Here is a 23998-nt window from a genome sequence, read left to right as displayed (position 1 = left end):
GCGGATTGCGTACAGGTTAGTCTTCGCTATCGTCCACGTAGATGTCGTCGAAGGCGTTCTCGATGAACTGGTCCTCAACAGCGCCGCTCCAGACCGGTCCCTCGAGGCTTTCGTCCTCGGGCAGTTCAGCGTCGGCGGCCACGGTCTCGAGACGCGCCGCCTCTTCGGCCATCCTTGATTCGCGCTCCGCCTTGCCCTCCAGCACTGCGTCCGCCATCTTGCCGGTGATCAGGCGGATCGCCCGGATCGCGTCGTCATTGCCCGGGATGACCCAGTCCACCAGGTCCGGATCGCAGTTGGTGTCGAGAATAGAGACAACGGGCACGCCGAGCTTGTTTGCTTCGGCAGCCGCGAGATGCTCGCGCTTCAGGTCCACGATGAAAACCGCGCCCGGAACTTCCTTGGCATTACGGTACCCGCCAAGGTTGGCCTGGAGTTTCTCGAGTTCGCGCTCAAGAGTGAGCCCCTCTTTCTTCGTGAGACGAGTCCACTCGCCGCTTGCCTGCGCGGCTTCGAGGTTCTCCAGGTACTTGATGCGGTCGCGCATGGTGCGGATATTGGTGAGCATGCCGCCCAGCCAGCGCCGGTTGACGTAGGGCATCCCGCAGCGCTCAGCCTGGGTCTTGATGGATTCCTGCGCCTGGCGTTTGGTGCCCACGAACAGAATCTGCTTGCCTTCTGCGGCGGTCTGCCGGACGAAATGGTAAGCATCCTCGAGCAGCCGGAGGGTCTGGTGCAGGTCGATGATGTAGATCCCATTGCGCTCATGGTAGATATACCGCTTCATCTTCGGGTTCCAGCGCCTGGTCTGGTGCCCGAAGTGCACCCCTGCCTCCAGCAGTTCCTTCATTGTGACGAGAGCCAAGACGGCCACCTCCATACACGGTCCGCATGGGCGAGGGCGTGGACTACATCGGACCGCACATTGCCGCGCGAGGCCGAGAAATCGGCTGCAAAGCGCCTGGCAACGTTTCCTCAGCGAGTTTTGGAGAACGCTCAGGACAGACGCACAGCAAAAACCATCCTCGACCCCGCTCCCAGATGTTGCCCTCGCCGGATGCGGCTGCCGGGGATGATTTCGTCGTATAACTGCGCGTCACAGCAAAGCGCGGCCCATACAGGACCGCGCGGATACAATAACACAAGCGGGGGGCCTGGGTCAATGATGAGCGGGGAGTGACAGGCCGTAGCCACGATGTTACAGGGGATTGTTAACACAGTGGTTGACATCCCGCTCCGAGTTTGTTAATCTATCAGTTAACACATCATCGCTATGCCCACGAAGCAGGGGGGTGCCCGCACGGCTTTGATCGAGTACCGCGTCTTCCCGGCTGGTCCAGGAGCGAAATGGGAGATACGGCTGCTCGCGAGGCCGGGTGTTGTGCTGTCTCTGGTCGAGGAGTACTTGGACAGCATCTCCGAGCCCGACAGGAAGAAGTGCATCAAGGCCCTCGTAGGACTCGCCGCCCGCGGGCCGTCGAAGAACCCCCAGAAAAACGGGGATCTGGGGCCGGGTCTGTTCGAAGTCAAGATAGACAAGCACCGCATCGCCTACTTCTACGGCGAGGAACGCTGGACCATCGTGATGACGCACGGGTTCTACAAGCGACAGCAGAAGACGCCGCCGGGAGAGATTGAGAAGGCCAAGCGGTTACGGGGCGAGTACTTCGATAGCAGGTAGTATACAGTCGAGACACAGGGAGTAAACACTGAAAGGGCGCGGGACGAACATGACCAAGAACGCGGAATGGTTGGCCGAACAGATTGCCAAGTACCAGAACGATCCGGAATTCATCACCTATGGCATCCTCGACGACGTGACAGATGTGCTCTGCGGGGAGATGGAGGCACGAGGGATCAGCCGGGCGGAGTTGGCGCGGAAGATGGGCGTCTCCCGGGCGTACGTGACGCGTTTCCTGAACACGCCACTGAACACTCGCGTCGAGACCATCGTGCGCTTCGCACAGGCCGTGGGTCTGGACGTGAAGGTGGAACTGGTGGACAAAGCTTCTTCGCGCGGGATGACCTGGCAGGATGTCGGGCGGGCCGCTGAGCAGGCAAGCCTCCGCTGGTCAGTGCGTGAACTCAGCGGGAGAGAAGGAGTGTCGCGCGAATCCATCGGTTGCGCGGCCTGACAGAGGGATAGCGTATCACGAAGCCCAAGGGAGAATGTGAGTATGAGCCTCGCCAGGCTGCAGTTGCTCAAGTACCGCCTGGAGACTTTGGTAGTCGAGTTCGATGAAGACTGGCTGGAGGCAGCCGAGGCCGGCGAAGCCGAGGAGCACAGCGAGACCTACAACGTGGAAGCCAAGGTTGCCTTCTATTCGAAGGAGGACGCCGGGGAAGAGGCCGCCATCCGTCTGCTTGTCAACTGCACTCCGCAGACGGGCCGGTGCCGCTTCAGGCAGGTCAAGATCGTCCTCTGGGGGATCTTCATCGCGGACAGCACGCTTGATGAGGATGAGAAGGCACGCTACTTCGGACTCAACGGTCCAGCGATCCTTCACGGCCTTGCACGGGGCATCGTCGCCTCAGCCACCGGGGGATGCGTGGAGGGTCCCTTCATCATCCCCGCGCTGAACTTCGCCGAGATACTCGCAGCACAGGCGGCTGAAGAAGATGGCGAAGACCTCGACGAATAGAGGCTGAGAACCAGACAAGCAGAGAAGAGGCTGCCCATATGGGTGGCCTCTTCTGATTCATGCCCCTCACCTCACCGGCAGGATGATGTGCGAGGGATGGGTCTTGCTCACGTGCAGCGTGTTCTTTGCGATGCGGGTGTCATCGTTAGCCCGGAAACCCGCGCCTGTGTTGGGATTGGGGTCGAATCGCGGCGCGTTGCTGCTGCTTACCGCGACCCGCACGCGGTGGCCTTTATTGAAGATCAGGCTGGTGCTCCAAAGGTCCACCTCGGCCTCGTACACCTGCCCCGGCTTCATGAAGACCTCCCTGTCGAAGCCCTCCCGGAAGCGCATGCGCAGGATGCCGTCGGCCACGAGCATCGAGCGTCCATCCGGGTAGACGTCGGTGAGCTTCACCGTGAAGTCGGTGTCGGGGCAGTCCGAGGACACGAAGAGCTTCGCTTTCAGACGGCCGGTAACTTCCACCGGCTCGGGCAGCGGGTCGCTGGTGAACAGCAGGACATCGGGACGGGTCTCCACAGGGCGCTGGTCCATGGGTCCCGCGGGGATGGTGAGATTGCATCCGCCACAGGTGGGCACAGGATTGGCCGGGTCGTAGCGGAACACTCGGCCGGCCGAATCAGCTTCGGGTGCCTCCAGTGCCAGGCGACCGGACTCGTGGAAGTACACCGGCACCGGCGTGGCAGGTTCGGGCCAGTCGGCCACATTGCGCCATTCGTTCCCGGGAGCACCGGGTTCGCCACAGGCTCCCATGACATAGTAGTGGACGGGCAACTGCTCGGTGAGGATGGGCGATTCCAGGCCCAAGAGGTGATAGGCCAGCCAGGGCGCGCTGAGTTGGCTCGCGGGGTTCTCGTAGGCACTGGCCGGGAAGTTGAGTTCCCCGGTGGGCTGCATCCCGTGGGTCCAGGGGCCGATGATCAGGCGCTGCTGCCCCCGCGCGCCCACGCCGCCTTTGTGCTGGAGGGCTTCGAATGCGTCCAGCGTCCCCTGGGCGAATACGTCATACCAGCCCCCCATGTGCATCATCGGCACCGTCACCTGACCGGCACGGGCCAGCAGATCCACGCAGCGCCAGACGTCATTGTACACAGGGTTCTCGAGAGCGGTCCTGATTGCGTGCTCGGAGAAGTTGTTGTCGCGAGTCCAGTCCTCCACCAGCGCCTTGCCGAAAGCTCCTCCCGGGAAAGCGGCGTGGTGGTACAGGCTGGGTGTGCCCACGGCCACATGGCAGCAGACCAGAGCTTGCGGACCGGCCCCTGCCGCGAGGTACTGGGTGATCCCCAGCGCCGAACCCCCGGTCATCCCGATCTTTCCATTGCACCAGGGCTGGGCCGCGATCCACTGGATGGTATCGTAGCCGTCCTGCAGATCGCCCCAGCCGTCGGTGAGAAAAACGCTGTCCGTGCCTTCGGATTCGAAGCGTCCTCGCATGTCTTGGACCACCCGCACCACACCGAAGCGGGTGAAGGCGCCGCGTTCGAGGGAGGTCTCCTTGTTGTAGGGCGTCCGGCTCAAGAGCACCGGCCAGGGGCCCTCACCCTCGGGCAATTCCGCGAGGGTCGCGAGTTTCACGCCGTCGCGCATGGGGATCATGAACTTGTTCACGCCCGGCCGAACCGGCTTCTGCGCATTGCAGCTGACGGTAAGCAAGATGATAACCCCGGTTAGTGTGAGCGCTCGGCCTGCGAATTGCATGTTCGGCCTCCCAGAGTGCCATCGAGGGCCAAGAGCTTCAGGACTCATGAGCCTTTCGCCCCAGGAGTTCGAAGGACCTGCCCGGATGCATTCGCGGACCCTCGCGGGAACCATAGAAAAGCCGGTCGGGTTCTGCACATCATTCACCACTATCCATGCGGAGGCTCACATGCACCGTCGCCGTTGGCGTCGGGCCCTGGTGATTCTGCTGGTGCTCTTCCTTGTTGGGGAGACAGGCAGACGGCTCGCGCTTTCACACTCTCTCTACCGGCTCAACCTCAGCGAGGTCCTGGAAATGCGGGACCTGGACCCGCCGCGCATGGGGGAGCGCGTGGTTATCTTCGCCCCCCACGAGGACGACGAAGTGCTCGGGTGCGCCGGGTACATTCAGAAAGCCGTGAAGGCGGGGGCGCACGTGAGGGTCGTCCTGATAACCAACGGCGAATACCCGGAGCTTTCCGTCCTCCTGGCGGAGAAGACCTTGCCCCTGCGCCCCGCGGAGTTTGTGCGCCTCGGGTATTCCCGGCAACGCGAGACCCTGGCGGCGCTGGGGTCTCTGGGCCTGCCGAAGGACGCCGTGACTTTCCTGGGATACCCGAACAACTACTTGGATCGAATGTGGCTCCCATCCCATTGGGTTCCGTGGAACCCGGTGCGCTCCCAACGCACGGCAACCAGTCGTTCCCCCTACGCGAACTCCTTCACCCCGAAAGCCATCTACTGCGGGCAGTCGCTTCTCGAGGACATCAAAGCCATCTTGACGCGCGAGAGGCCGGATGTGGTCATAACGATCCACCCCGATGACATGCATGTGGATCATTGGCCCACATACTGCTTCGTGCGACTGGCCCTCGAGGAGTTGGGGCTGCGCGACCGGAAGTTCGTGGATGGCTGCCGGGTCTACACCTACCTGATCCACTGGCCCGGCTGGCCGGCCCCCCGTCGCTACCGGCCGTGGCTGCGCCTTGCGCCCCCTGCTGTTCTCGCTACCGGCGCCACGGAATGGAGAGCGCTCCCCCTGACCATGTCCGAGACCCTGAACAAGCACGCGGCCACGGCTTCGTACAAGAGCCAGGGAGGCAACTACGATCAGCTGCTTGCCTCCTTCGCCCGGGTGAACGAGTTATTCGGGGTCTTGTCTGCGGTCAGTTGGCCGACCAGCGCCGAACTTGCTGCCAGAACGGTCATTCAGGACCCGGCGCGCGAATTCGCTTCGTCCGCCTCTCATCCCCGCGCCGACATCGTCACAGTTGCTATCACGCGCGTCGGCAAACGCATGCTGGTAGAGGTGTCAACGCGCGAGAAGGCGGACCCGAGAACGCTCTATCACCTCAGCGTCCACGTCGCCGGGTGCGAACCCGCGGACCGCAGACTCGCTCTCTACACTTGGAGCGGCGCGAAGGCCGAGGGGACTACGTTGGAGGCGGGCGCATTGCGGCCCGTTGCCCCCGCCGAGCTGACGAGACTCGCCACGGGCACTAGGTCGTACCTGCTGGCCCCCTGGCCCGCTCCGTCGGACCGCGGCGGTAGTCTGCTGTGCCGCGCCTGGACCACTCGAATGGGGCGTCTCATTGACCAGACTGCCGTCGTCACTCTCCGCTGGAGCACGGCTCCGGCCACAGGGCATCCTGCAAGATGAAGGTCTCGGAAGCGTCTACCAGTCCGATGGTGATCCGCCGGGCCGCCCCCGAAGACCTCATGGCCGCGGCACGGACGTACCTCGCCGCATTCCCCGACACCCTCCAGCAGCTCCGGGCCCCCGGGATGAGGCCGGAAGCCGTATGCGACCTGCTGCGTATCTGCCTTGAAGCCGAACCAGAGAGCCTGTTGATTGGGGTCCGCGGGGAAGACGTGGCAGGATACGTGATCGCCCCCTGCCACCCGACCCGCATCATCCGCACAGCCCTACTCCGCGGACACCTCCCGAGACTGGTATGGGGCAGCCTGAGTGGTCGGTACGGCTTGGGCATAGGCACGGGCCTGCAAGTCCTCCTGGACAAGCTGCACTTCCTGTCATCGACCCGCGTCAAGGGCGCAACTTGTGAAGCTCGCATTCTCTCCATCGCCGTCCACCCCAGGTTCCAGGGTCTGGGGATCGGCCGCCGGCTGCTGGAGGCAGGTCTCGGCCACTTGCGGGCGTGCGGAGTCTGCTGCGTCCGCCTTGAGGTGCGCCCGGACAATGTCCCCGCCCGGACCTTGTATGAGAGCGTAGGATTCCGCACGGTGGGCGTCGTCCGCGATACCAGGGGGCCATGGGAGGTCATGGTGCTGGAGTGGGGCAATTCAGACGATAACGCCCCTTCAGAGGCCCGGCCACCCTCGACAGACTCCAGCGATTGAGTCGCGCGAGGAGCCCCGACCCATGCCCTGGTCGGGGCTCCCGAGGGACGGATAGCGGACACCGCGCGGGTGATTATTGACGTAACTGAATCCGCCGAAAGACGGAGACCCAAGCCTTTCTACAGACTGATGGGCCCCGCGGTTCCGGCCCGCGATGGATCAGAGTGCAAAGGCGGTGCGCGGTGAGTTGCCGCCGGTGGAACCCTTATGTGTCTGCGCCCGTCCTACTGACGTGCCTGGCAGGAAGGGTCTCTGTCCGGGGCGAACAGAATAGAGTCGGTCTGACTCAAGCCACGGTTCGTTCCGCAACGCGTCTTGCCGGTCTTTCGGACCCGCACCATATTCAGGAGGCGATTGACTACCATGATGGCGCCGAGATGGACCGTCGTATTGCTCCTTGCTTTGGCCACAGTCACGTTTGCGGCGGACTTGCCCATCAGCCGCGTTGTGCTCTTCTCAAGCGGCGTGGGCTACTTTGAACGTGAGGCGACCATCGAAGGAGACCAGACTGTCGAGTTGCAGTTCCGCACCGCGCAGATCAACGACATCCTCAAGTCCATGGTCCTGCTGGACTTCGGGGGAGGGAGCATCGCTCCCGTCACTTACGCTCCCCAGGACCCGCTGGACCGGATCCTGAGCTCTTTCGCTGTGGACATCTCCGACAATCCGAACGTGCCCGAACTGTGGGACCGCCTGCGGGGCGCGAAGGCGAGGGTCGTCACCGACCGGACCCAGGAAGGCATTGTGTTTGGGTCCGAGAAGCAGCAGAAGTCGGTGGACGACAAGATCCTGGAGTTCGATGTGCTCAACCTCATGACCACCACCGGGCTGGTGCAGATCCCGCTGTGGCATGTGGACAGCATCGAGATTCTGGATAAGGACATCGACAGCGACCTGCGCCGGGCTCTCGAGGCCATGGATCAGGCTCGCGATGTGAACAAGCGGCCAGTGGTCATCAACTTCAAGGGCGAGGGCCGACGCGACGTGCGCATCGGCTACCTGCTGGAGACACCGGTCTGGAAGACCAGCTACCGCCTTGTGTCCGACGCTGAGGGCATGTTCCTGCAGGGCTGGGCGATCGTGGAGAACACCACGGACGACGACTGGAACAATGTGCGGCTCGCCATGGTCTCCGGCCGGCCTGTGAGTTTCGTCCAGGACCTGTACGAACCGCTCTATGTCGAGCGGCCGGAAGTGCAGCCGTCCATCCAGCGCGCCGCCCGCCCGCGCACGTATGAGGGCGCGATGGAGGAGGAAGCAAAGATGATGGCCGAGATGGCCCCGGCGGCGCCGGCCGAAGTGCCACCGCTCGCCCGCAGAGCCGGCGCGGCCCCAATGGCTGCCCCCTCGATGGCGATGGGAATGGGCGGCGGGGGTATGGCCGGCGGGATGATGGCCGACAGGTCCATGGCGCTGGGGCAGTTCGGCGGAACCTCCATGGCGGCGGGGGAGAAGGTGGGCACCCTCTTCCAGTACGCCATCCAGCAGCCGGTGACCATTCCCCGGCAGCGGTCGGCGATGATCCCGATCATCAACACAAAGGTTGAAGGCGAGAAGGTCTCCGTGTTCAACCGCGCCGATGATGAGAAGCACCCGATGAACGGAATCCAGCTAAAGAACACCTCGGACCTGCACCTCATGGCAGGGCCGATTACGGTGTTCGCCGATAACGTCTACGGCGGCGACGCGCTGATCGACGATATAGCCCCCGGCGACAAGCGCCTGCTCACCTACGCCATGGACCTGTCGGTGGAAGTGGACACCGAGGCCAAGGCGCTGCCCGAGGAGTTCCTCGCAGCCAAGCTGGTGCGTGGCGTCCTGACCATCACCCGCAAGAGCCGCAGCGAAATGACCTACACGATCCGCAACCGGGCGAAAGAAGCCCGAACCGTGCTCGTGGAGCACCCGCAGGATGACGAGTGGAAGCTGGTCCAGCCCGAGAAGCCCGAGGAGACCACCCGCGCGACGTACCGGTTCCGCGTTGAGGTCGAACCCGGGAAAACGGAGAAGCTCGTTGTCGTGCAGGAGCGCCCGCGGCCTGACATCATCGTCATCGCCGACCAGGGCCCGGATCGCATTGAATACATCCTGCGCACCGAGAACCTGTCCGATGAGATGAAGGCGACGCTGGCCAAGGTCATGGAGATGCAAAGCGAGATCGCCGGGCTCAAGAACCAGCTCGAGGAGAAGAACACGCGCATCAAGGAGATCGAGCAGGAACAGAACCGCATCCGCCAGAACATGGCGCAGCTCGATCGCAATAGCGCCCTGTACAGGCAGTACGTGGAGAAGTTCACCAACCAGGAGGCGGAGTTCGACAAGCTGCGCGAGGAAGCCCGGGCTTTGCGCGAGAACATCGACGCCAAGCAGAAGGCCCTGCAGGACTATCTCGCGGGGCTGGATATCCAGTAACCCAGGCCGTGACCGGCCGGAACACAGCGGGCGCCCGCGGGATCAATCCCGCGGGCGCCCAGGTTTGCACAGACCGGTGGATGGGGTGGATCGTGAAATGATGGTCCGGCGGATGCACTCAAGCAGGCTCTCCAGCCCGCAGTGTGATTCGCCCGTGACCGCAAGCAGCAAAACGGTTGGCCGCGCCGTATGCAGCCCTATGCCCACAGAATGCAGCCCGTGTCGAAAGGATTCGCCAGGTCCCGGTGGGAGGGCAGGATCCTCAGAGTGTAACCCCAGCGGCCTGTCCCGTCGCACTCCACGGTGCCCATGAATCGGTGAGTCCCGCCTGCTCCGGGCCCCACGTACTCCATGCGCCCACTGCGCGGCTCTATGATCTCCTGCGATGAATCCACGTTCCCGTACTGCAGTTGCACGAGAATGTCGTCGGGTGAGAGGTTGCCCAGGGCGATCTCGGCGCTCACCACGATCCTGTCGGCGTACCGCGTGACCTCTCCCGCGTCGTCGGAGATCTTCACGAACCGCAACTGGGACCAACCGGCTTTCACCCGCTGCAGCCATGTGGTGAGTTCCCGCGCCCGGGCGTATTTCGTGTCCGATAGCTCCCGGCCCCGGCGCACGCCGGGCAGGTAGAACCGGTCCACATACTCGCTAACCATGCGGTTGGAGTTGAACACCGGGCAGATGGCCGCCATGGACTGCTTCATCTTCGCCACCCAGCCGTGAGGGATGCCATCTGCGCCGCGCGCGTAGAAAAGCGGCACGATCTCCTGCTCCAGGAGGGTATAGATGGCCTCGGATTCCACATCGTCCTGGTAGTTCTCGTCCTGGTATTCCTCTCCACTGCCGATAGCCCAGCCGACCTCGGGCGTGTAGGCCTCATCCCACCAGCCGTCGAGGATGCTCAGGTTGATGCCCCCGTTGGCCGCGACCTTCATTCCGCTGGTCCCGCTCGCCTCGAGGGGCCGGCGCGGGTTATTGAGCCACACGTCCACGCCCTGCACAATGTACCGCGCCAGGCCGACGTCGTAGTTCTCCAGGAATAGGACACGTTGGCGCAGTTCGGGGTCGCGCTCGAAGTGGACCACGCTGCGGATGAATTCCTTGCCCGGCCCGTCATTGGGGTGGGCCTTGCCCGCGAAGATGATCTGCACTGGCCGGTCTCGGCTCGTGAGGATGGCCTTGAGGCGTTCCGGGTTACGGAAAATGAGGGTTGCGCGCTTGTAGGTGGCGAACCTGCGTCCGAAACCGATGGTGAGGGCCTCGGGATCCAACACCTCTTCGGCTCGCGCGATGTCACTAGCTCCGGCGCCTCGGCGCTGGACCTGGTCGCGGTGGAGCTTCCGGGCGACTGCCACGAGGCGCTCGCGTCGCCGCTCGTGGGTTCGCCACAGTTCGGCTTCGGGGATGTTCTTCACCCGAGCCCAGATTGACTGGTCGCCCGGCTCGGAACGCCAGCCCGCGCCCAGATACCTGTCGAACAGCGCTGCCATGTCGTTGGAGATGAACGAGCCTGTGTGGATGCCGTTGGTGACAGAGCCGATGGGTCTTTCGTCGATGGACAGCTGAGGCCACAGGCGCTGGAACATGCCCCGCGAGACGCGACCGTGGAGCTTGCTCACGCCATTTCGCCAGGTGGAGAGCTTGAGGGCCAGGACGGTCATGCAGAACTCCTCTTGAGGGTTCAGCGGGTCCTCGCGGCCGAGAGCGAGGAACTGGTCCAGGGTCAGCCCAAGCTGCGCGTAATAGTGACGGAAGTACTTGTCGATGAGCGCGGGTGGGAAACGGTCATGCCCTGCAGGAACCGGGGTATGGGTGGTGAAAACATTACTCACCCGGGTAGCTTCCACCGCCTCGTCGAAGTTCAGGCCGTTTTCGAGCATGACGCGACGCACTCGCTCCAGCGCCAGGAAGGCCGCGTGCCCCTCGTTCATGTGGAATGCGTCGGCGTGGATGCCCAATACCCTCAGAGCTTCGATGCCCCCTACTCCCAGGACGATCTCCTGCCGGATGCGCACCTCGCTATTGGCCTCGTAAAGCTGGTGGGTGATGCGCCGGTCCTCGGGTCGGTTCTCCTCGGTGTTGGTGTCCAGGAGATACAGGGCGATTCTGCCCACATTGGCCCGCCACACGAGAGCCACGACTTCGTGGTCGTCGGTGGGGATGCGGACGCGGACCTGCCGGTCATCGGCACCGATCACGGGCTCCACCGGCAATGAGTGGAAATCGTTCTCGGTATAGGCTTCCTGCTGCCAGCCATCGGGGTTCAGGTACTGGTGGAAGTATCCAACCTGGTACAGGAGCCCGATTCCAAACAGGGGCAGGCCCATATCGCTGGCGCTCTTCAGATGGTCCCCCGCAAGCACCCCCAGCCCGCCGGCGTACATGGGCAAGGATTCATGGATGCCGTATTCCAGGCTGAAATAGGCGATGTGGCGGCCCTTGGATTCCGGGTAGGTGCGGTCGAACCAGGTCTCGGCTTGCAGATAGTCAGTAAAAGCATCCCAGACGCGATCGAGATGCTGGCAGAAACTGTCGGAATCGGCCAGTTCTTGCCACCGGTCCTGGCTGACCGCGCCGAACATCGCCACGGGATTGTGGCCGTACTGCTCCCACAGGTCCAGGTCCACGCGGCGCAGAAGCTCGATAGCGTCTGGGGTCCATGACCACCACAGGTTATGGGCGATGGGACGGATCATGCGAAGACGTTCGGGGATTCGGGGGACGATCTTGTATGTCTGGTAGGCTCTCACGGTGAGTCTCCCTGTGCGACTGTAGGTTGGCAAGGCCCGGGAACGGGCGCCCGGAGCAGAGGGTCAGCGCGGATGGAACAGACGGCCGCGTGTGAGTTGCTGCTGCCTTGTCGTGTGACAATTTTGTGCGGGCGGTCTGCCCCTGTCAAGTTAGGGCCCGTTTGGGGGGCTCTGCCCAAAGGTTTCTCGCCTCGCGCCGCAGGTGCTATAATCGGTGGCGCGCCGCGGCGCCTACACTATGAACTACCGCAGCAGATGGCAGGAACGCAGACGCAAGGAGGCCCAGAAACGCCTGGTCATCGGCCTGGCAGTGCTGGTGTGCACTGTGCTGGGCGTCATCTTTGTCAACCGGCTGGGCGCCGACAGCCACATCTGGGTGACAGATCTGTTCGTTCGCGCCCCTGTTTTCCTGACTTACGATCGCGGCGTACTGTACTGCTCTTCCCCCGGGCGCCTTGCCCAGGCGTTGCGGCTCGAGGATGGGTCGGTCGTCTGGCCCGATCCTTTCCGGCCCTACATGGGGGCTGGGGGACCGCCCGTGGTCCTGCGCGATCGCATCCTGGTTTTCAGCGACGAAGGCCGGCTCACCTCTTTGGACCGCCGAACCGGAGAGCCGGGGTGGCAGATGGGCACCGGCGACCCGATACGCTGCAAGCCGCTCTTGCACGATGGCCTCCTGTACCTGGGATGTGATGACGGCAATGTCTATGCCGTTGATGCGAAAACAGGGGTCGAGATTTGGCGCTCACACGCAAGAGCGCCCGTAAACAGCGGGTTTGCCTACCTGCGCGGCGCCCTGGTGTTCGGCACCTCGGACGGACGGATCGTGTGTGTGAACGCGAAGACCGGCAAGCCTGCCCGATGGCGCAGCAGGCGGCTGGGACTGCCGATCAACGCCGGCCCGGTGCCCGTGGGGAATGAACTTGTATTCGGAACCGACGGCGGACGCGCCTATTTCCTGGACACCGCTTCGGGGATGGTCACGCGCCATGTGGAGATGCCGGGACTTGGGGTTATCCGGGTAGATCCTTTGACAGACGGTGACTTGCTGTACGTGGCGAGCACTGACGGCTGGCTGGTAGCCAGTGACCTGTCCGACGACCCGGCTGACGGCCCCTTCGAACCACGGTGGATGCGGGACATCGGGCGTGAGCTTTCTGCGGGCCCTATCCTCAGTGGGGGGCTCATTTACTGTGGAAACGGAAGTCGGATGCTGCTGGCCCTGGATGCAAAGACCGGGCGCATTGTACACCGCTGGAAGTGCCCGACGCCTGTACGAGGCAGTATCGTCGCCGTTGGAGAGTATGTGATAGCGGGGACCCAGGACGGCCAGGTGGTGGCCTTCCAGGCCCCGAAGGTGAGGCGTCGCGGGGACTGACGCTGCCGGCACGCAGATCTCCGGGCAAAAAAATACCCGCCCGAACCACACAGATGCTGTTCCCGACCACCTGTGGATCCTGGCGGGCGCCTCGTGTCCAAGGTTGCGAACTCTGAGAAGACCCCCCTGGACGAAGCATAACCCTGATCGAGCTATATGTCCCACTACAAACGCTTCATCCAGAGAAGGGTTCCATCTCTCTTGGTTTTTTCTTCTGGAATTTTCAGGATTTCGGTGTCTGCGGTTCAGCTGTGCTTCTGGATGAACTCGAGCACGTCAGCCAATGGGAATGCACCCTCCATCGGGCCCTTGCGTGTTGCGCCAAGAGCACCGCAGGCATTGGCGAGCTTTCCCGCTTCCGCGGGGTGCTTGCCCTCCAGCAGGCCGACAACGAACCCGGCGTCGAAGCAGTCCCCGGCGCCCGTGGGGTCGACTGCTTCCACCGGGAACGCGGGCACCTGGTACTCCCCATCCGCGCAGTAGACCTTGCACCCCGCCGATCCCTGCTTGAGCGCGACGACTTCCGCAGCCCCCGCCAGCAGTGCCCGGCAGGCTTCATCCGCACCCGCCACGCCCGAGAGGATTTCGGCCTCGCTTGAGCTGGGCAGGACCAGGGCGGCCACATCCATGACCGGCTTGCAGACCCGGCGCAGGGGCTCCTCGCCACCCAGCAGTTCGGGGCGCAGGTTAGGGTCGAAGGACACCTTCGCGCCTGCGGCCACCGCAAGCTCGCAGGCGTGATAGCACTTCTGGCGCATATCCTCCCCTGCAGAGAGCGTTGAGCCGCAGATATGCAGCCACTTCGTGCCCTCGAACATTTCGGCAGTGGGTTCGGGCAGATGCCCGGCCGCGCTATTGGCGATGTGGAAAAGGAACCGGCGGTCGCCATTGGAGAAGTAGGTGACGAAGGCGACGCCGGTTGCGACGCCCTCCACGCGTCGCACGGTGGAGGCATCGAGACCGTCGGCTTCGAAGCGGGAGACCAGACAGTCGCCGAAGTCATCCGCGCCGCATGAGCCGATAAAGCCCACGGAATGGCCCAGGCGCGCGGCCTGGTCGGCGAAAATGGCCGGGGCGCCGCTGGGGAAGGGTCCCACGAAGTCACCGGCGATGCTGAGGGGCACATCCACCTCCTTGCGCATGACCTCCACGATCAGTTCACCGATAGACATGATTTCATTGCCGGGCATGGTGATCACCTTTCGCGTGTGTTCCTGACAGGAGGCACGGCTTGCGCCTTTGCCACCGCATTGGGGATTGGCATCCGGCTCCGGGCCTCAGGCCCGAGGCAGTGCCCGCGCCCAATACGACTTGGCCGTCCCTGCTCCACGAACCGGGTACGGTCTCCCATCGCGCATGAGGGCGCACAGTGGGATGATACTCGCCCGGGACGGCAGTGCCCAATTCCTTGCCGGGCTGCCCGCCACCTGCCGGAGGGGGAAGGTCTCCGGCGTTATCTTGGCCAATTCATCTGCCACCCTCAGCACAAAGGAGCTCGCCATGGTCCGGGGACTCGCATCCGTACGCCTGGGGTATGTGCCTATAAGCAAGTTCGTTTTCAGCCAGGAGGACGCCGCGCGGTACAAGGCGCTGGTGCAGGAGCGCCTGGGTGCCCTTGGCGTGGATTTCGTATCCATCGATGGGCTCACGAGTGACGGGATGCTGTACCTGGAGAAGGACCTGCCCGGGGTAGTCGCCCATCTCCGGGCCCACGACGTGGACGCCATCTTCTGTCCCCACTGCAATTTCGGAACGGAAGACGTGGCGGCGAAACTCGGTCGCGAGATGGGCCTGCCTTATCTCCTGTGGGGGCCGCGAGATGAGATGCCCCTGTCTGACGGAACACGCCTGCGCGATACCCAGTGCGGGCTGTTTGCGACGAGCAAGATCCTGCGGCAGATGAACGTGCCTTTCACGTACATCCCCAACTGCCGCATGGATGACCCTGTGCTGGATCGCGGCATTCTCTCCTTCCTGCAGGTCGCTTCCGTGGTGAAGGCCGCCCGGAAGCTGCGGATCGGTCAGGTGGGCCAGCGCAATGATTTCTTCTGGACGGTCATGGTGAACGAGACCGGGCTGCTGGAGAAGCTGGGCATCGAGGTGTATCAGGTGTACATCAGCGATGTCGTGGAGCGCATGCGACAGTTGCTGGCGGACCCCACCGACGAGCTGCTTTTCGTGGTCCAGTTCATGCACCAGCAGGTGGCCTTCGAGTCCCTGGGCGCGGATCAGATCAACGCCATCGCCGCGCTGAAAATCGCTTTGGGCGAAGTGGCCGAGCGCCATGGACTGTCGGCTATCGCGCTGCAGTGTTTCCCGGTAATGCAGAAGGAGTTCGGCATCTACCCGTGTTACGCCCACAGCCTGCTCACGGTGGAAGGTGTGCCGGTCATCTGCGAGAGCGACGTGTACGGGGCCATCGCCGCGACCCTGTTGCAGGCGGCCACACTCCATGAGAACCCGCCGTTCTTCGCCGATCTCACCAACCGCCACCCGGAGAATGATAACGCGGAACTGCTCTGGCACTGCGGGTCCTTCCCGATCTCCCTGGCGGATGAGGGAGTGAAGCCGAAAGTGGGCGAGCATTTCATCATGCCCGGCGCCGAAGCGGGTGTGGGCCACTGGCGGGTGCGCGGCGGCGATGTGACCATCGCGCGGTTTGCATCGGACGGCGACAGGTTCCTGCTGGGGTTCGGCCAGGCGAGAGGGACGAGCGGTCCGTCAACGGTGGGGACCTACCTGTGGGTGGAGATGAACGACTGGCTGCAATGGGAGCGGGCGTTCATTCGCGGGCCATACATCCACCATGTGGCGGTGGTGCATGGCAAGGTTTCGGCGATCCTGCAGGAGGCGTGCCGGTACATTCCGGGCCTGCAGGCAGACCCGATTGACCCGGGCGCGGAGGCGCTGGAGGAGTATTGGTGGAGGGGGTGAGGGGAGTCTGGCGCGCCATGCGCCCGCAGGCCAAGAATTCGGCCGCCCCTTCGGAGCTCCTGTGGGATCAAGGGAAGGTCCGGTACCAGGAGCTCCCGCCCCTGGCTACGGGCGGACGGCCCCTCCGGGGCTGAAGGCGCCCGGCGCACGGCAGTACCGCGTGCCACACCAGGCCCCGCCTGTTGTGCTCTGCTGGTCCAGCACTGCTTTGGCTTCGCCAGAAACAGTGGCACCCGTGTTTGGAGGGTGGCCCATGCTGACGGCGAACGGCAGCACAACGGCGCGGACGCTATGGGCCGCTTCTCTCACTCCTCCTCGGACGCAATCCCCAGCAGCTCGTGGACTTCCTCGCGCGTGGGGAGTGATGGGATCGCGCCCTTGCCCGTGGCGGTGAGGGCACCTGCGGCGTTCGCAAACCGGAACAGCTCCTCAAGTTCCTCCGCACTCATGTCGGATACGTCGTTTTCGCTCTCCAGCAGCTTCACCAGCATCGCCGCCAGGAAAGCGTCGCCGCAGCCGGTGGTCTCGTCCACGGGAACGGTGAAGCCCGGGCTCTCGCCGTCGATCTCGCCATTGTAGTAGAAGCAGCCGTCGCCGCCGCGGGTGACCGCCACCAGTTCCGGGCCCATCTCCCACAATGCCTGCATCCCCTGCAGCGGGCCCTCGAGGCCGGTGATGAATGTCATCTCCTGCTCGCTCACCTTCACCACGTCGCAGAGTTCCATGCCCTTGCAGATCCACTCGTGGGCAACATCCAGGTCCGGCCAGAGTGGTGGGCGCAGGTTGGGGTCGAAGCTGATGAGCGCGCCCTCGTCCGCAGCGATGTCGATGGCCGCAAGAGTTGCGCTGCGTACCGGCTCATTGATAAGAGTGATGGAGCCGAAATGGAAGATCTGAGCGGAGCGGATATAGTCCTCGTTCAACTCCTCGAACATGAGCATCTGGTCGGCGCTCTGCTTCACATGAAAGCTGAAATCGGGCACGCCGCGCTCGTCGATGGCCACGAAGGCAAGCTGGGTAGCGTATTCCGGGGTGAGCAGGAAGTGGTCCATGTTCACGCCGGCATCCCAGAGAGTCTGGCGGAGGAACTCGCCGAAATGGTCCTGCCCGACCTTGGAGATGATGCCTGCATCGGCGCCGAGAATGGCGACCCCGGCGGCGACGTTGGTGGTGGCGCCTCCGGCGGCCTTCTCGAAGGAAGTGGACGGCACCAGCCCGAGACCCGGTTGGGTGGAGACCATGTCGATGAGGGCTTCCCCCAGGCAGATGATGTCAGGCATGGGCGTAATCTCCCGGCTCGTGGACTCCGAAGATGGAGCCCGGAATAGTGCGCGTCCCCCGCGCCCTCACGGAAGCAGGATTCACCCCGCACGAACGGGAATCCTTCCGCCGAAACGAGTGAGTGCGTGCGCCAGCGCGTTCGGCGACGCCGAAGCAGTGTTCAATCGGCCAGGCAGACCAGGCGGGGCCCGGGGTGACACACGGCGGTTTTCGCCTTTCGGCTCCGCAGCAGCGAGAGCCCTTTGCCACCAGCCTGAGCTGGCGGACTCGAAGTGCAGACCCGACTTGTCGCCGATGAGGTGATCCGATGCGCGCTTTCACGGCACTTGCGGCCGCGATGCTGCTTCTTACCCCTCTCCCCGCGCCGGCGCAGGATGCGCCGAATCTCGTGGCCAACCCCGGCTTCGAAACGCTCGACGCCGACGGCTGGCCCGAGGGCTGGAAGAAGGGCCTGAAGTCCGTCTCCCTGTCCACCGAGAACCCTCGCAGCGGCAAGTATTGCCTCAAATGGCAGAACGACGACCCGGGTCGCTACGACCTGTGCTCGATCCGCGTGAAGCCCGAGCCCGGCAAGCGCTATGAGATCGAGGCCTGGGTGCGCACCAAAGGTCTGGGCGGGTCCGGCGGCGGGGCCACGATCTGCCTGGAGTCGTGGGGGGAGGGCAACACTTTCCTGGGAGGCACGTACCCCGGCGGAATCCGGGGGGACACGCGGGAATGGACCCGCGTTCACGGCATCACCGGGCGTATTCCGGAGAAAGCGACATCCACCAATCTTCTATGCTATGTGCGCCAGGGCGGGGTGGGCACGGCGTGGTTTGATGATGTCTCCGTGCGCCTGTATCAGGGCCCGCTGGTGGAAGGCATCGCCACCAACCTGTACCGGGGCCGGGCGGTGAAGGGCACGGTCAAGGTGCGCATGGGGCTGAACTTCGAGGATTATAACCTGCCGGCCGGCGCGGCGAATGTTGACCTTGCGATCCTCGATGCGCAGGGCGATACACTGGCGGAGATCGCTCCCGTGTCCTGCGACCGTACTTCGGCCACTTTCGAATTCGCGGCCGAGACGCTCCCGGAGGGCACCTATGAACTGGTGGGCCGGGCGAGTGTGCCCGACCGCGGCCTGTCGGGTGAGGCGTCGGTGCAGATCACCCGCACCGCACAGACGCCGCCGGCCAAGGCATACATCGACGAGCACCACCGGCTGATCGTGGACGGCGAGCCTTTCTTCCCCCTGGGCACTTACTGGAATGTGATCTCCGGCGACAAGACCAGCATGACCCCTGAGAAGCTGGACATCTACGCGAAGTCTGCTTTCAACTGCCTGATGCCCTACGACTCGCCCAATGTGGGCAGGGAGCAGCTGGACCTTGCGCAGGAGCGCGGGCTGAAGGTCATCTACAGCGTGAAGGACTTTTTCGTGGGCAAGCACGGCCTGAAGACCGAGGAGGACGAGCGGCGGAAGATCGCGGAGTACGTGAACCGCCTCAAGGATCACCCGGCGATCATCGCCTGGTACACCAACGACGAATTGCCCGCCAGCATGTACCCCAGCCTGCGCAAGCACCAGGAGTGGATGGAGGAGCTTGACCCGGGCCGACCCACCTGGATTGTGTTGTATCAGGTGGACGACGTGGGCAGGTATCTGGGAACCTTCGACGTCATCGGCACCGATCCGTACCCGATCCCCGGCAGCCATGCCGGAAGAGCCCTGGTCTTTGCGCGCAAGACCGTGGAAGGCACGCTGGGCTTCAAACCGGTCTGGATGGTACCGCAGATCTTCAATTGGAGCACCTACCGGGCGAAGGAGGACACGTCAAAGGTGGTGCGCGGGCCGTCTCTCACGGAGATGCGCAGCATGGCCTGGCAGTGCATCTGCGCCGGGGCCAACGGGCTGATCTTCTACTCATGGATGGACCTTTGGCGCATGGAGCGACTCGGCGAACCCTTCGACAGCAAGTGGCCTGTGGTTCAACGGCTCGCTGGGGAGATTGCCGAGTTCATTCCGGTGCTCCTGTCCGTGGATGAGCCGGTTCGGCCGGTGGAGGTCGACGCGCCGGAGGAGGTCGCCTGGCGGCTGTACGCGAAGGATGGCAAGACTTACCTGTGCACGGTGAACAGCAGCGACGAGGCGCTGGAAGCGGACTTCGTGTTCCCGCGGGCCTTCGAGGAAATCACCGTGCCGCTGGGTCTGGATACGGTCGACGTCGACGGGAACCGCCTGCATGTCCGGTTCGGCGGCCTCGAGCCCAAGATCATCTGCCTTACCCCCTGACGCGCGTCAGGCAATCACACCGCCCACTGCGGCGGACGAGAGGGATCATTCATGAAGACCTGCCTCAACCTGATCACGCTGCAGAAAGGCCTGAACACTGTTGAGGGCATCAAGCTCGCGGCTGCCGCGGGGTTCGAGAGCGTGGGTATCTGGGCCGACGTGCTGGAGAGCGAGCCGGACCCGATGAAGGCCGCTGCGGATGTGGCTTCCGCGTGTGTGCAGGAGGGCATATCGGTGTCCGAGATGTGCTTCGTCGGCGGGTGGATGTGGAACTCGGGGGACGGCCTGCGGGATGTGCTGGACCAATGCAAGCGCCGGGCCGAGATTGCGGCGGCGGCCACCTGCCCGATCGTGATCGCCTGCGCCTCCGGAGGAGTGGGCGACCTGGATGCGGCGGCTGAAGATTTCCGGAACCTTTGCGACATCGGGGCCGCGGCAGGCATCAGTTTCGCGCTGGAGTACATCGGGATGTTCGAGCAGGTGAAGGACCTGGCGACGGGCCTGGACATCGTGCGCCGTGCGGGACACCCCAACGGCAAGCTGCTGATCGACACCTTCCACAGCTACCGGGGAGGCACCTGTGTGGAGGATTTCAGCCTGCCCAGGGGCGATGAGGTCGGGCTCGTGCACATCAATGACGTGCCCGCGGGGGACATCATGCAGATGAACGATTCGCACCGCGTGATGCCCGGTGACGGGGTCTTGCCGCTGACCGAGAGCCTGCGACGGCTGGCGGAGAACGGGTTCGCGGGGGCGGTGTCTGTGGAAGTGTTCAGCGAAGCCTGGTGGGCCAAGCCGCTTGCGGAGACCGCGGCGTATGCTTGCAAGGCGCTGAAGTCCGTGATGCCGTAGGGCGTCGAGAGGCATCGGGAGATGACAAAGCCGCGCGTGCCTGTGACAGCGATGGGTGCGCGCGGCTTTCCGCATGTGGCGGCACGATTGAGCGTGAGCGGTACGGGGAACCGGGGACGGCGGAGACGCGGCCCAGGTATCCGCCCTTTGCCTTCAGCCGCTGGGGGCGGGCGTCCCGTCGATCGCGTAGGCCGACCGTCCCGGTCGGCGCCGTTTGCCGTTGGCCGTCCAGCCCCGCAGGGTCGCAGGCCTTTTGCCACCAGCGCAAGCTGGTGGAATCAGGCATTCCCCTTCGATCTTCCAGGAGCCCCTGAGGCTATCGGCGGACGGCCACTCCGGGGCCTGAGGGCCGACGGCGGAGTCCCGGGGGGCCGCCCCTCTACCTCGCCGGGAGTTCCTCGAAATACACCATCCCGCGGAGGGCCTCATAACGGCGATAGAGGTCCTCGACGGTCAGCGCGCTCAGGCCGTCCAGCGAGAAATCCTCCACGCACGCCGAGGCGCAAACTGTGCCGCAAGCCAGTGCCTGGCGCAAGGCGTCTCCGTCATGCGCACCCAGCCAGGCCATGAAACCGATCATTCCGCCCGCGAAGGAATCCCCGGCGCCGGTGGGGTCTTTCACCGTGTGCAGCGGGATCGACGGCAAAGCGAAGTGACCGTCCGCGGAGACCAGCGAAGCCCCATACTCGCCCTTCTTGATAACCACATGGCGCGGGCCCAGTTCCAGCACCTGCGCGGCCGCTGCGGCGAGGTTCGGCGTGCCTGTGAGTTGACGGATTTCCGCGTCGTTCATCAATGCGACGTCCACGCGGTTGAGCACCTGGAGAAGGTCATCCCGGGCGTTCTCGATCCAGAAGTTCATGGTGTCGCACATGACCATTTTCGGCTTGTCGATCTGGTCCAGCACCGAAAGCTGCAGGCTGGGCTGGATGTTGGCGAGGAACACGTAAGCGGAATCACGGTAGCTCTCGGGCACCACGGGGTCAAAGTCCGCGAAGACGTTGAGCTGAGTGTCGAGAGTAGTGGCGGAACTCATATCATACTCGTAGCGCCCGGCCCAGTGGAAGGATCGGCCGCCTGGGATGCGTTCCACACCTTCTAGATCTACCCCGCGGGCGGCCAGTTTGTCCAGGGCGTCCTGGGGGAAGTCGTCGCCGATCACGCCCACGAGACGCACCGGCGACAGGAGGCTCGCGGCAAAGGCGCTATAAGTGCCTGCACCGCCGATTGCCCGGTCCTGCTTGCCGAAAGGCGTCTCCACGGAATCAAGTGCAATGGAGCCGACGACGAGGATCGAGTTGTCCATGGTGCGATGTCCTCTGCGGTTCTGGTGTACGCGCCGGAAACAGTCGGCGCAGGGGTCAGTGCGCGCTCACGTCTCTTCGGTGGGCCCGGGTGCGCGCAGGAGTTCCAGGAACGTGAGCCAGACGATTCGCGGCAATGCGGCGAGGCGTGGCAGGCGCCACGGTTCCTTCGCCACGCGATAAAGCCATTCGATGCCGGCCCGCTGCATCCACACGGGGGCACGCTGTTTCAGGCCGGAGATCACGTCGAAGCTGCCGCCGACGCCCACGCAGACCGGTACCCCAAGCTCTTCGAGGTGGGTGCGGATCCATATCTCCTGGCGCGGGATGCCCAGGGCCACGAAGAGCACCGCCGGACGCGTCGATTGTATGCGTGCAATGATGTCCGGTTCGTCCTCAGGCTTGAAGTACCCGTCCTGCACTCCCGCGATCTCCAGCCCCGGAACATGCTCCTGGAGCTTCTGCGCGGCGAGTTCGGCGACCCCGGGCGCGGCGCCGAGCAGAAATACGGGGCGGCCAAGTTTCGCGGCAACCTGGCAAAGGCCCTGGACCATGTCGCAACCGGCGCAGCGGGCGATGAGCGGGATATTGAGCAGGCGCGCGGAGAGGACCACACCCGCGCCGTCGGGGGTGACGAGGTCGGCGGCGTTCACGATCTCGCGGAATTGAGGGTCGTCCACGGCGCGGATGACGCCGGAAGCATCCGCAGTGACCACCATGTGCGGCCGGTCTTCGCGGATGAAGCGCTCGGCTGTGGCCAGCGCTTTGTCCATGGTGACCGGGTGAAGCTTGACGCCGAGAATATGTACGGGCGCGGGCTCATCCGCCGCCTGGAAGATGCCTGGTCGCCCCATCATCCGTAGCACTACGTAGAAAACCACCAGCCCGCCGGGCGCGAGAATCAGCAGGAGCAGGATTTTCAGCAGGAAATGCAGTTCCACGAGGTAGACCAGAAGCAGCGCTACCGCGCACAGATAGGCGGTTCCTGCAAGAATGATCTCCAGCACCTGGTTGGGCGTGTACCCCTGGGCGAGGAGGACTTCGTGCAGGTGTCGCAGGCGGCGCTCGAGGGTGATCGCACCACGGCCTGGGCGCAGCTGGCCGATGTCCAGGCAGAAGGCGGCGAACAGGGGCGCCCCAACCACGAGGAGAGGAACTGCGGCCACCAGGAAGGCCGTGTTCTTCAGTGCCCCCAGGATGCTGGCAATCGCCAACAGATAGCCTATTACATAGCCGCCCGAAGTGGCTCCGTTGCGCTGCAGGAAACGCGAGAAGAGCAGAACCGGCAGACAGGCCCCGGCAATGACCGCCCCGAGCAAGGTACCCGACGGGTTGGCGAGGTCGGGGCGGATGGCCCCGACCGCGCAGAAGGTGAGCCCTGCCAGCAGGCCAACTCCCGAGGGTACCGCGCCGATAGTTCCTGACCGTCCAAAGAGACCCGCGAGTAGCGCCAGCCACAAGGCGGTAATGACGATTCCGGCGATGCCCACCGGCGCGGTGTGGATCGAGAAGGGCATCTTGAGGGCTTCGATGCGCACCCCGGCGAAGGCCTGGGCAACCCCGATTACCAGCAATGCAACCGCGCGCCAGTACCACGGGGAGGGCTGCTCATCGAAGAAGATGCCCAGCGCCAGGACTGCCGCGGAGAAAATGAGTACCCAGTCGATGGCGGGAAGGTCTACCACTCCTGCGCTCTTGGCGGCAAGGGCGACGGAGCCAATGATCACGAGGCCGGTGAGGTCATACCGAGACTCGGGAGCGATGCGGTCCAGTACGCGGCGACCAAGGAGCACGGACATGACCGTCAGCACCAGGGAGGCCAGCAGTGACCAGGAAAACGCGCTCGTACACGGGCTGATCATCGTCTCAAGTGACTCCGCGCAGGGTGATTGCGCCAAGGATAGGCCGTCGGGGGATGCGCGTCAACCGCCGAGCCCACGCGTCCTGCTTCCCCCGCGTGGCGCGGGCGTCTCGCCCGCGACTGCCCCGACAGAACGGCAGCTGACGGGAAGCAGGACCCACGGAGCACTTTTTCCTTCGGAGAAGAAGGTGTCGGTTCCACGCACCGCGAACAATGTTGGTGTCGGCTGCTTTACATCGCGAGCAGGGGCGGTCCTGGCGTTCGACAA

General features: G+C 64.0%; 17 protein-coding genes. 10 read left to right on the top strand and 7 right to left on the bottom strand.

Annotated elements, in window-relative coordinates; all coding sequences use genetic code 11:
* Positions 1-16 precede the first annotated feature (16 nt).
* A complete protein-coding gene (gene rpsB / locus HPY44_06650; protein NSW55676.1) occupies positions 17-865 on the bottom strand; it encodes a 30S ribosomal protein S2 in 849 nt (282 codons plus the stop codon).
* A 441-nt stretch (positions 866-1306) separates the two neighbouring features.
* Here rpsB and HPY44_06645 point away from each other — a divergent pair, with 441 nt between their 5' ends.
* The 3 genes from HPY44_06645 to HPY44_06635 are packed head-to-tail and all read left to right on the top strand — an operon-like array spanning position 1307 to position 2642.
* Positions 1307-1681 carry a type II toxin-antitoxin system RelE/ParE family toxin gene (locus HPY44_06645; GenBank protein NSW55675.1) on the top strand — a complete coding sequence of 125 codons (375 nt, stop codon included), beginning with the start codon at positions 1307-1309 and terminating at the stop codon, positions 1679-1681.
* A gap of 49 nt (positions 1682-1730) precedes the next feature.
* Positions 1731-2135 (top strand): helix-turn-helix domain-containing protein, encoded by a 405-nt coding sequence (locus HPY44_06640; protein ID NSW55674.1) that lies wholly within the window; start codon positions 1731-1733, stop codon positions 2133-2135.
* A 42-nt stretch (positions 2136-2177) separates the two neighbouring features.
* Positions 2178-2642 carry a hypothetical protein gene (locus HPY44_06635; GenBank protein NSW55673.1) on the top strand — a complete coding sequence of 155 codons (465 nt, stop codon included), beginning with the start codon at positions 2178-2180 and terminating at the stop codon, positions 2640-2642.
* 66 nt (positions 2643-2708) lie between these two features.
* Here HPY44_06635 and HPY44_06630 read toward each other — a convergent pair whose 3' ends face one another.
* Entirely contained in the window at positions 2709-4340 is a 1632-nt protein-coding gene (locus HPY44_06630; GenBank protein ID NSW55672.1) for a CocE/NonD family hydrolase, read from the bottom strand.
* Between the two features lie 169 nt (positions 4341-4509).
* On the opposite strand from HPY44_06630, the gene HPY44_06625 reads away from it, so the two are divergent.
* The 3 genes from HPY44_06625 to HPY44_06615 all read left to right on the top strand — a co-directional run bounded on the left by HPY44_06625 (position 4510) and on the right by HPY44_06615 (position 9092).
* Positions 4510-5979, top strand: a complete 1470-nt coding sequence (locus tag HPY44_06625) for a PIG-L family deacetylase (GenBank protein NSW55671.1) — start codon at positions 4510-4512, stop codon at positions 5977-5979.
* A complete protein-coding gene (locus HPY44_06620; GenBank protein ID NSW55670.1) occupies positions 5976-6680 on the top strand; it encodes a GNAT family N-acetyltransferase in 705 nt (234 codons plus the stop codon). The genes HPY44_06625 and HPY44_06620 overlap by 4 nt, the downstream gene beginning before the upstream one ends.
* A gap of 363 nt (positions 6681-7043) precedes the next feature.
* Complete coding sequence (locus HPY44_06615) at positions 7044-9092, top strand: DUF4139 domain-containing protein (protein NSW55669.1); 2049 nt, start codon at positions 7044-7046, stop codon at positions 9090-9092.
* A gap of 197 nt (positions 9093-9289) precedes the next feature.
* Here HPY44_06615 and glgP read toward each other — a convergent pair whose 3' ends face one another.
* Positions 9290-11791, bottom strand: coding sequence for an alpha-glucan family phosphorylase (glgP, locus tag HPY44_06610; GenBank protein NSW55668.1), 2502 nt, complete (start codon positions 11789-11791; stop codon positions 9290-9292).
* 268 nt (positions 11792-12059) lie between these two features.
* Here glgP and HPY44_06605 point away from each other — a divergent pair, with 268 nt between their 5' ends.
* Positions 12060-13223 (top strand): PQQ-binding-like beta-propeller repeat protein, encoded by a 1164-nt coding sequence (locus HPY44_06605; GenBank protein NSW55667.1) that lies wholly within the window; start codon positions 12060-12062, stop codon positions 13221-13223.
* A 245-nt stretch (positions 13224-13468) separates the two neighbouring features.
* Here the strand turns inward: HPY44_06605 and HPY44_06600 are convergent, their stop codons facing one another.
* On the bottom strand, positions 13469-14413 hold the full coding sequence (locus HPY44_06600; protein NSW55666.1) for a sugar kinase: 945 nt from the start codon (positions 14411-14413) through the stop codon (positions 13469-13471).
* Between the two features lie 310 nt (positions 14414-14723).
* On the opposite strand from HPY44_06600, the gene HPY44_06595 reads away from it, so the two are divergent.
* Positions 14724-16157, top strand: coding sequence for a fucose isomerase (locus HPY44_06595; protein ID NSW55665.1), 1434 nt, complete (start codon positions 14724-14726; stop codon positions 16155-16157).
* A 305-nt stretch (positions 16158-16462) separates the two neighbouring features.
* Here HPY44_06595 and HPY44_06590 read toward each other — a convergent pair whose 3' ends face one another.
* A complete protein-coding gene (locus HPY44_06590; protein NSW55664.1) occupies positions 16463-17437 on the bottom strand; it encodes a carbohydrate kinase in 975 nt (324 codons plus the stop codon).
* Positions 17438-17745: 308 nt separating this feature from the next.
* Between HPY44_06590 and HPY44_06585 the strand changes: the two genes are divergently transcribed.
* Positions 17746-19713, top strand: a complete 1968-nt coding sequence (locus HPY44_06585; GenBank protein NSW55663.1) for a hypothetical protein — start codon at positions 17746-17748, stop codon at positions 19711-19713.
* Positions 19714-19764: 51 nt separating this feature from the next.
* Positions 19765-20565 (top strand): sugar phosphate isomerase/epimerase, encoded by an 801-nt coding sequence (locus HPY44_06580; protein NSW55662.1) that lies wholly within the window; start codon positions 19765-19767, stop codon positions 20563-20565.
* Positions 20566-20944: 379 nt separating this feature from the next.
* Here HPY44_06580 and HPY44_06575 read toward each other — a convergent pair whose 3' ends face one another.
* The gene (locus tag HPY44_06575) at positions 20945-21871 is read right to left on the bottom strand and encodes a sugar kinase (GenBank protein ID NSW55661.1); all 927 of its coding nucleotides are present in this window, start codon (positions 21869-21871) and stop codon (positions 20945-20947) included.
* 66 nt (positions 21872-21937) lie between these two features.
* Positions 21938-23731 (bottom strand): WecB/TagA/CpsF family glycosyltransferase, encoded by a 1794-nt coding sequence (locus tag HPY44_06570; GenBank protein ID NSW55660.1) that lies wholly within the window; start codon positions 23729-23731, stop codon positions 21938-21940.
* Positions 23732-23998 lie beyond the last annotated feature (267 nt).

The sequence above is a fragment of the Armatimonadota bacterium genome, from assembly GCA_013314775.1.
Classification (GTDB): domain Bacteria; phylum Armatimonadota; class Zipacnadia; order Zipacnadales; family JABUFB01; genus JABUFB01.
Note: the sequence above shows the minus strand (reverse complement) of the source record. Positions and strands in the feature narration are given on the sequence as shown.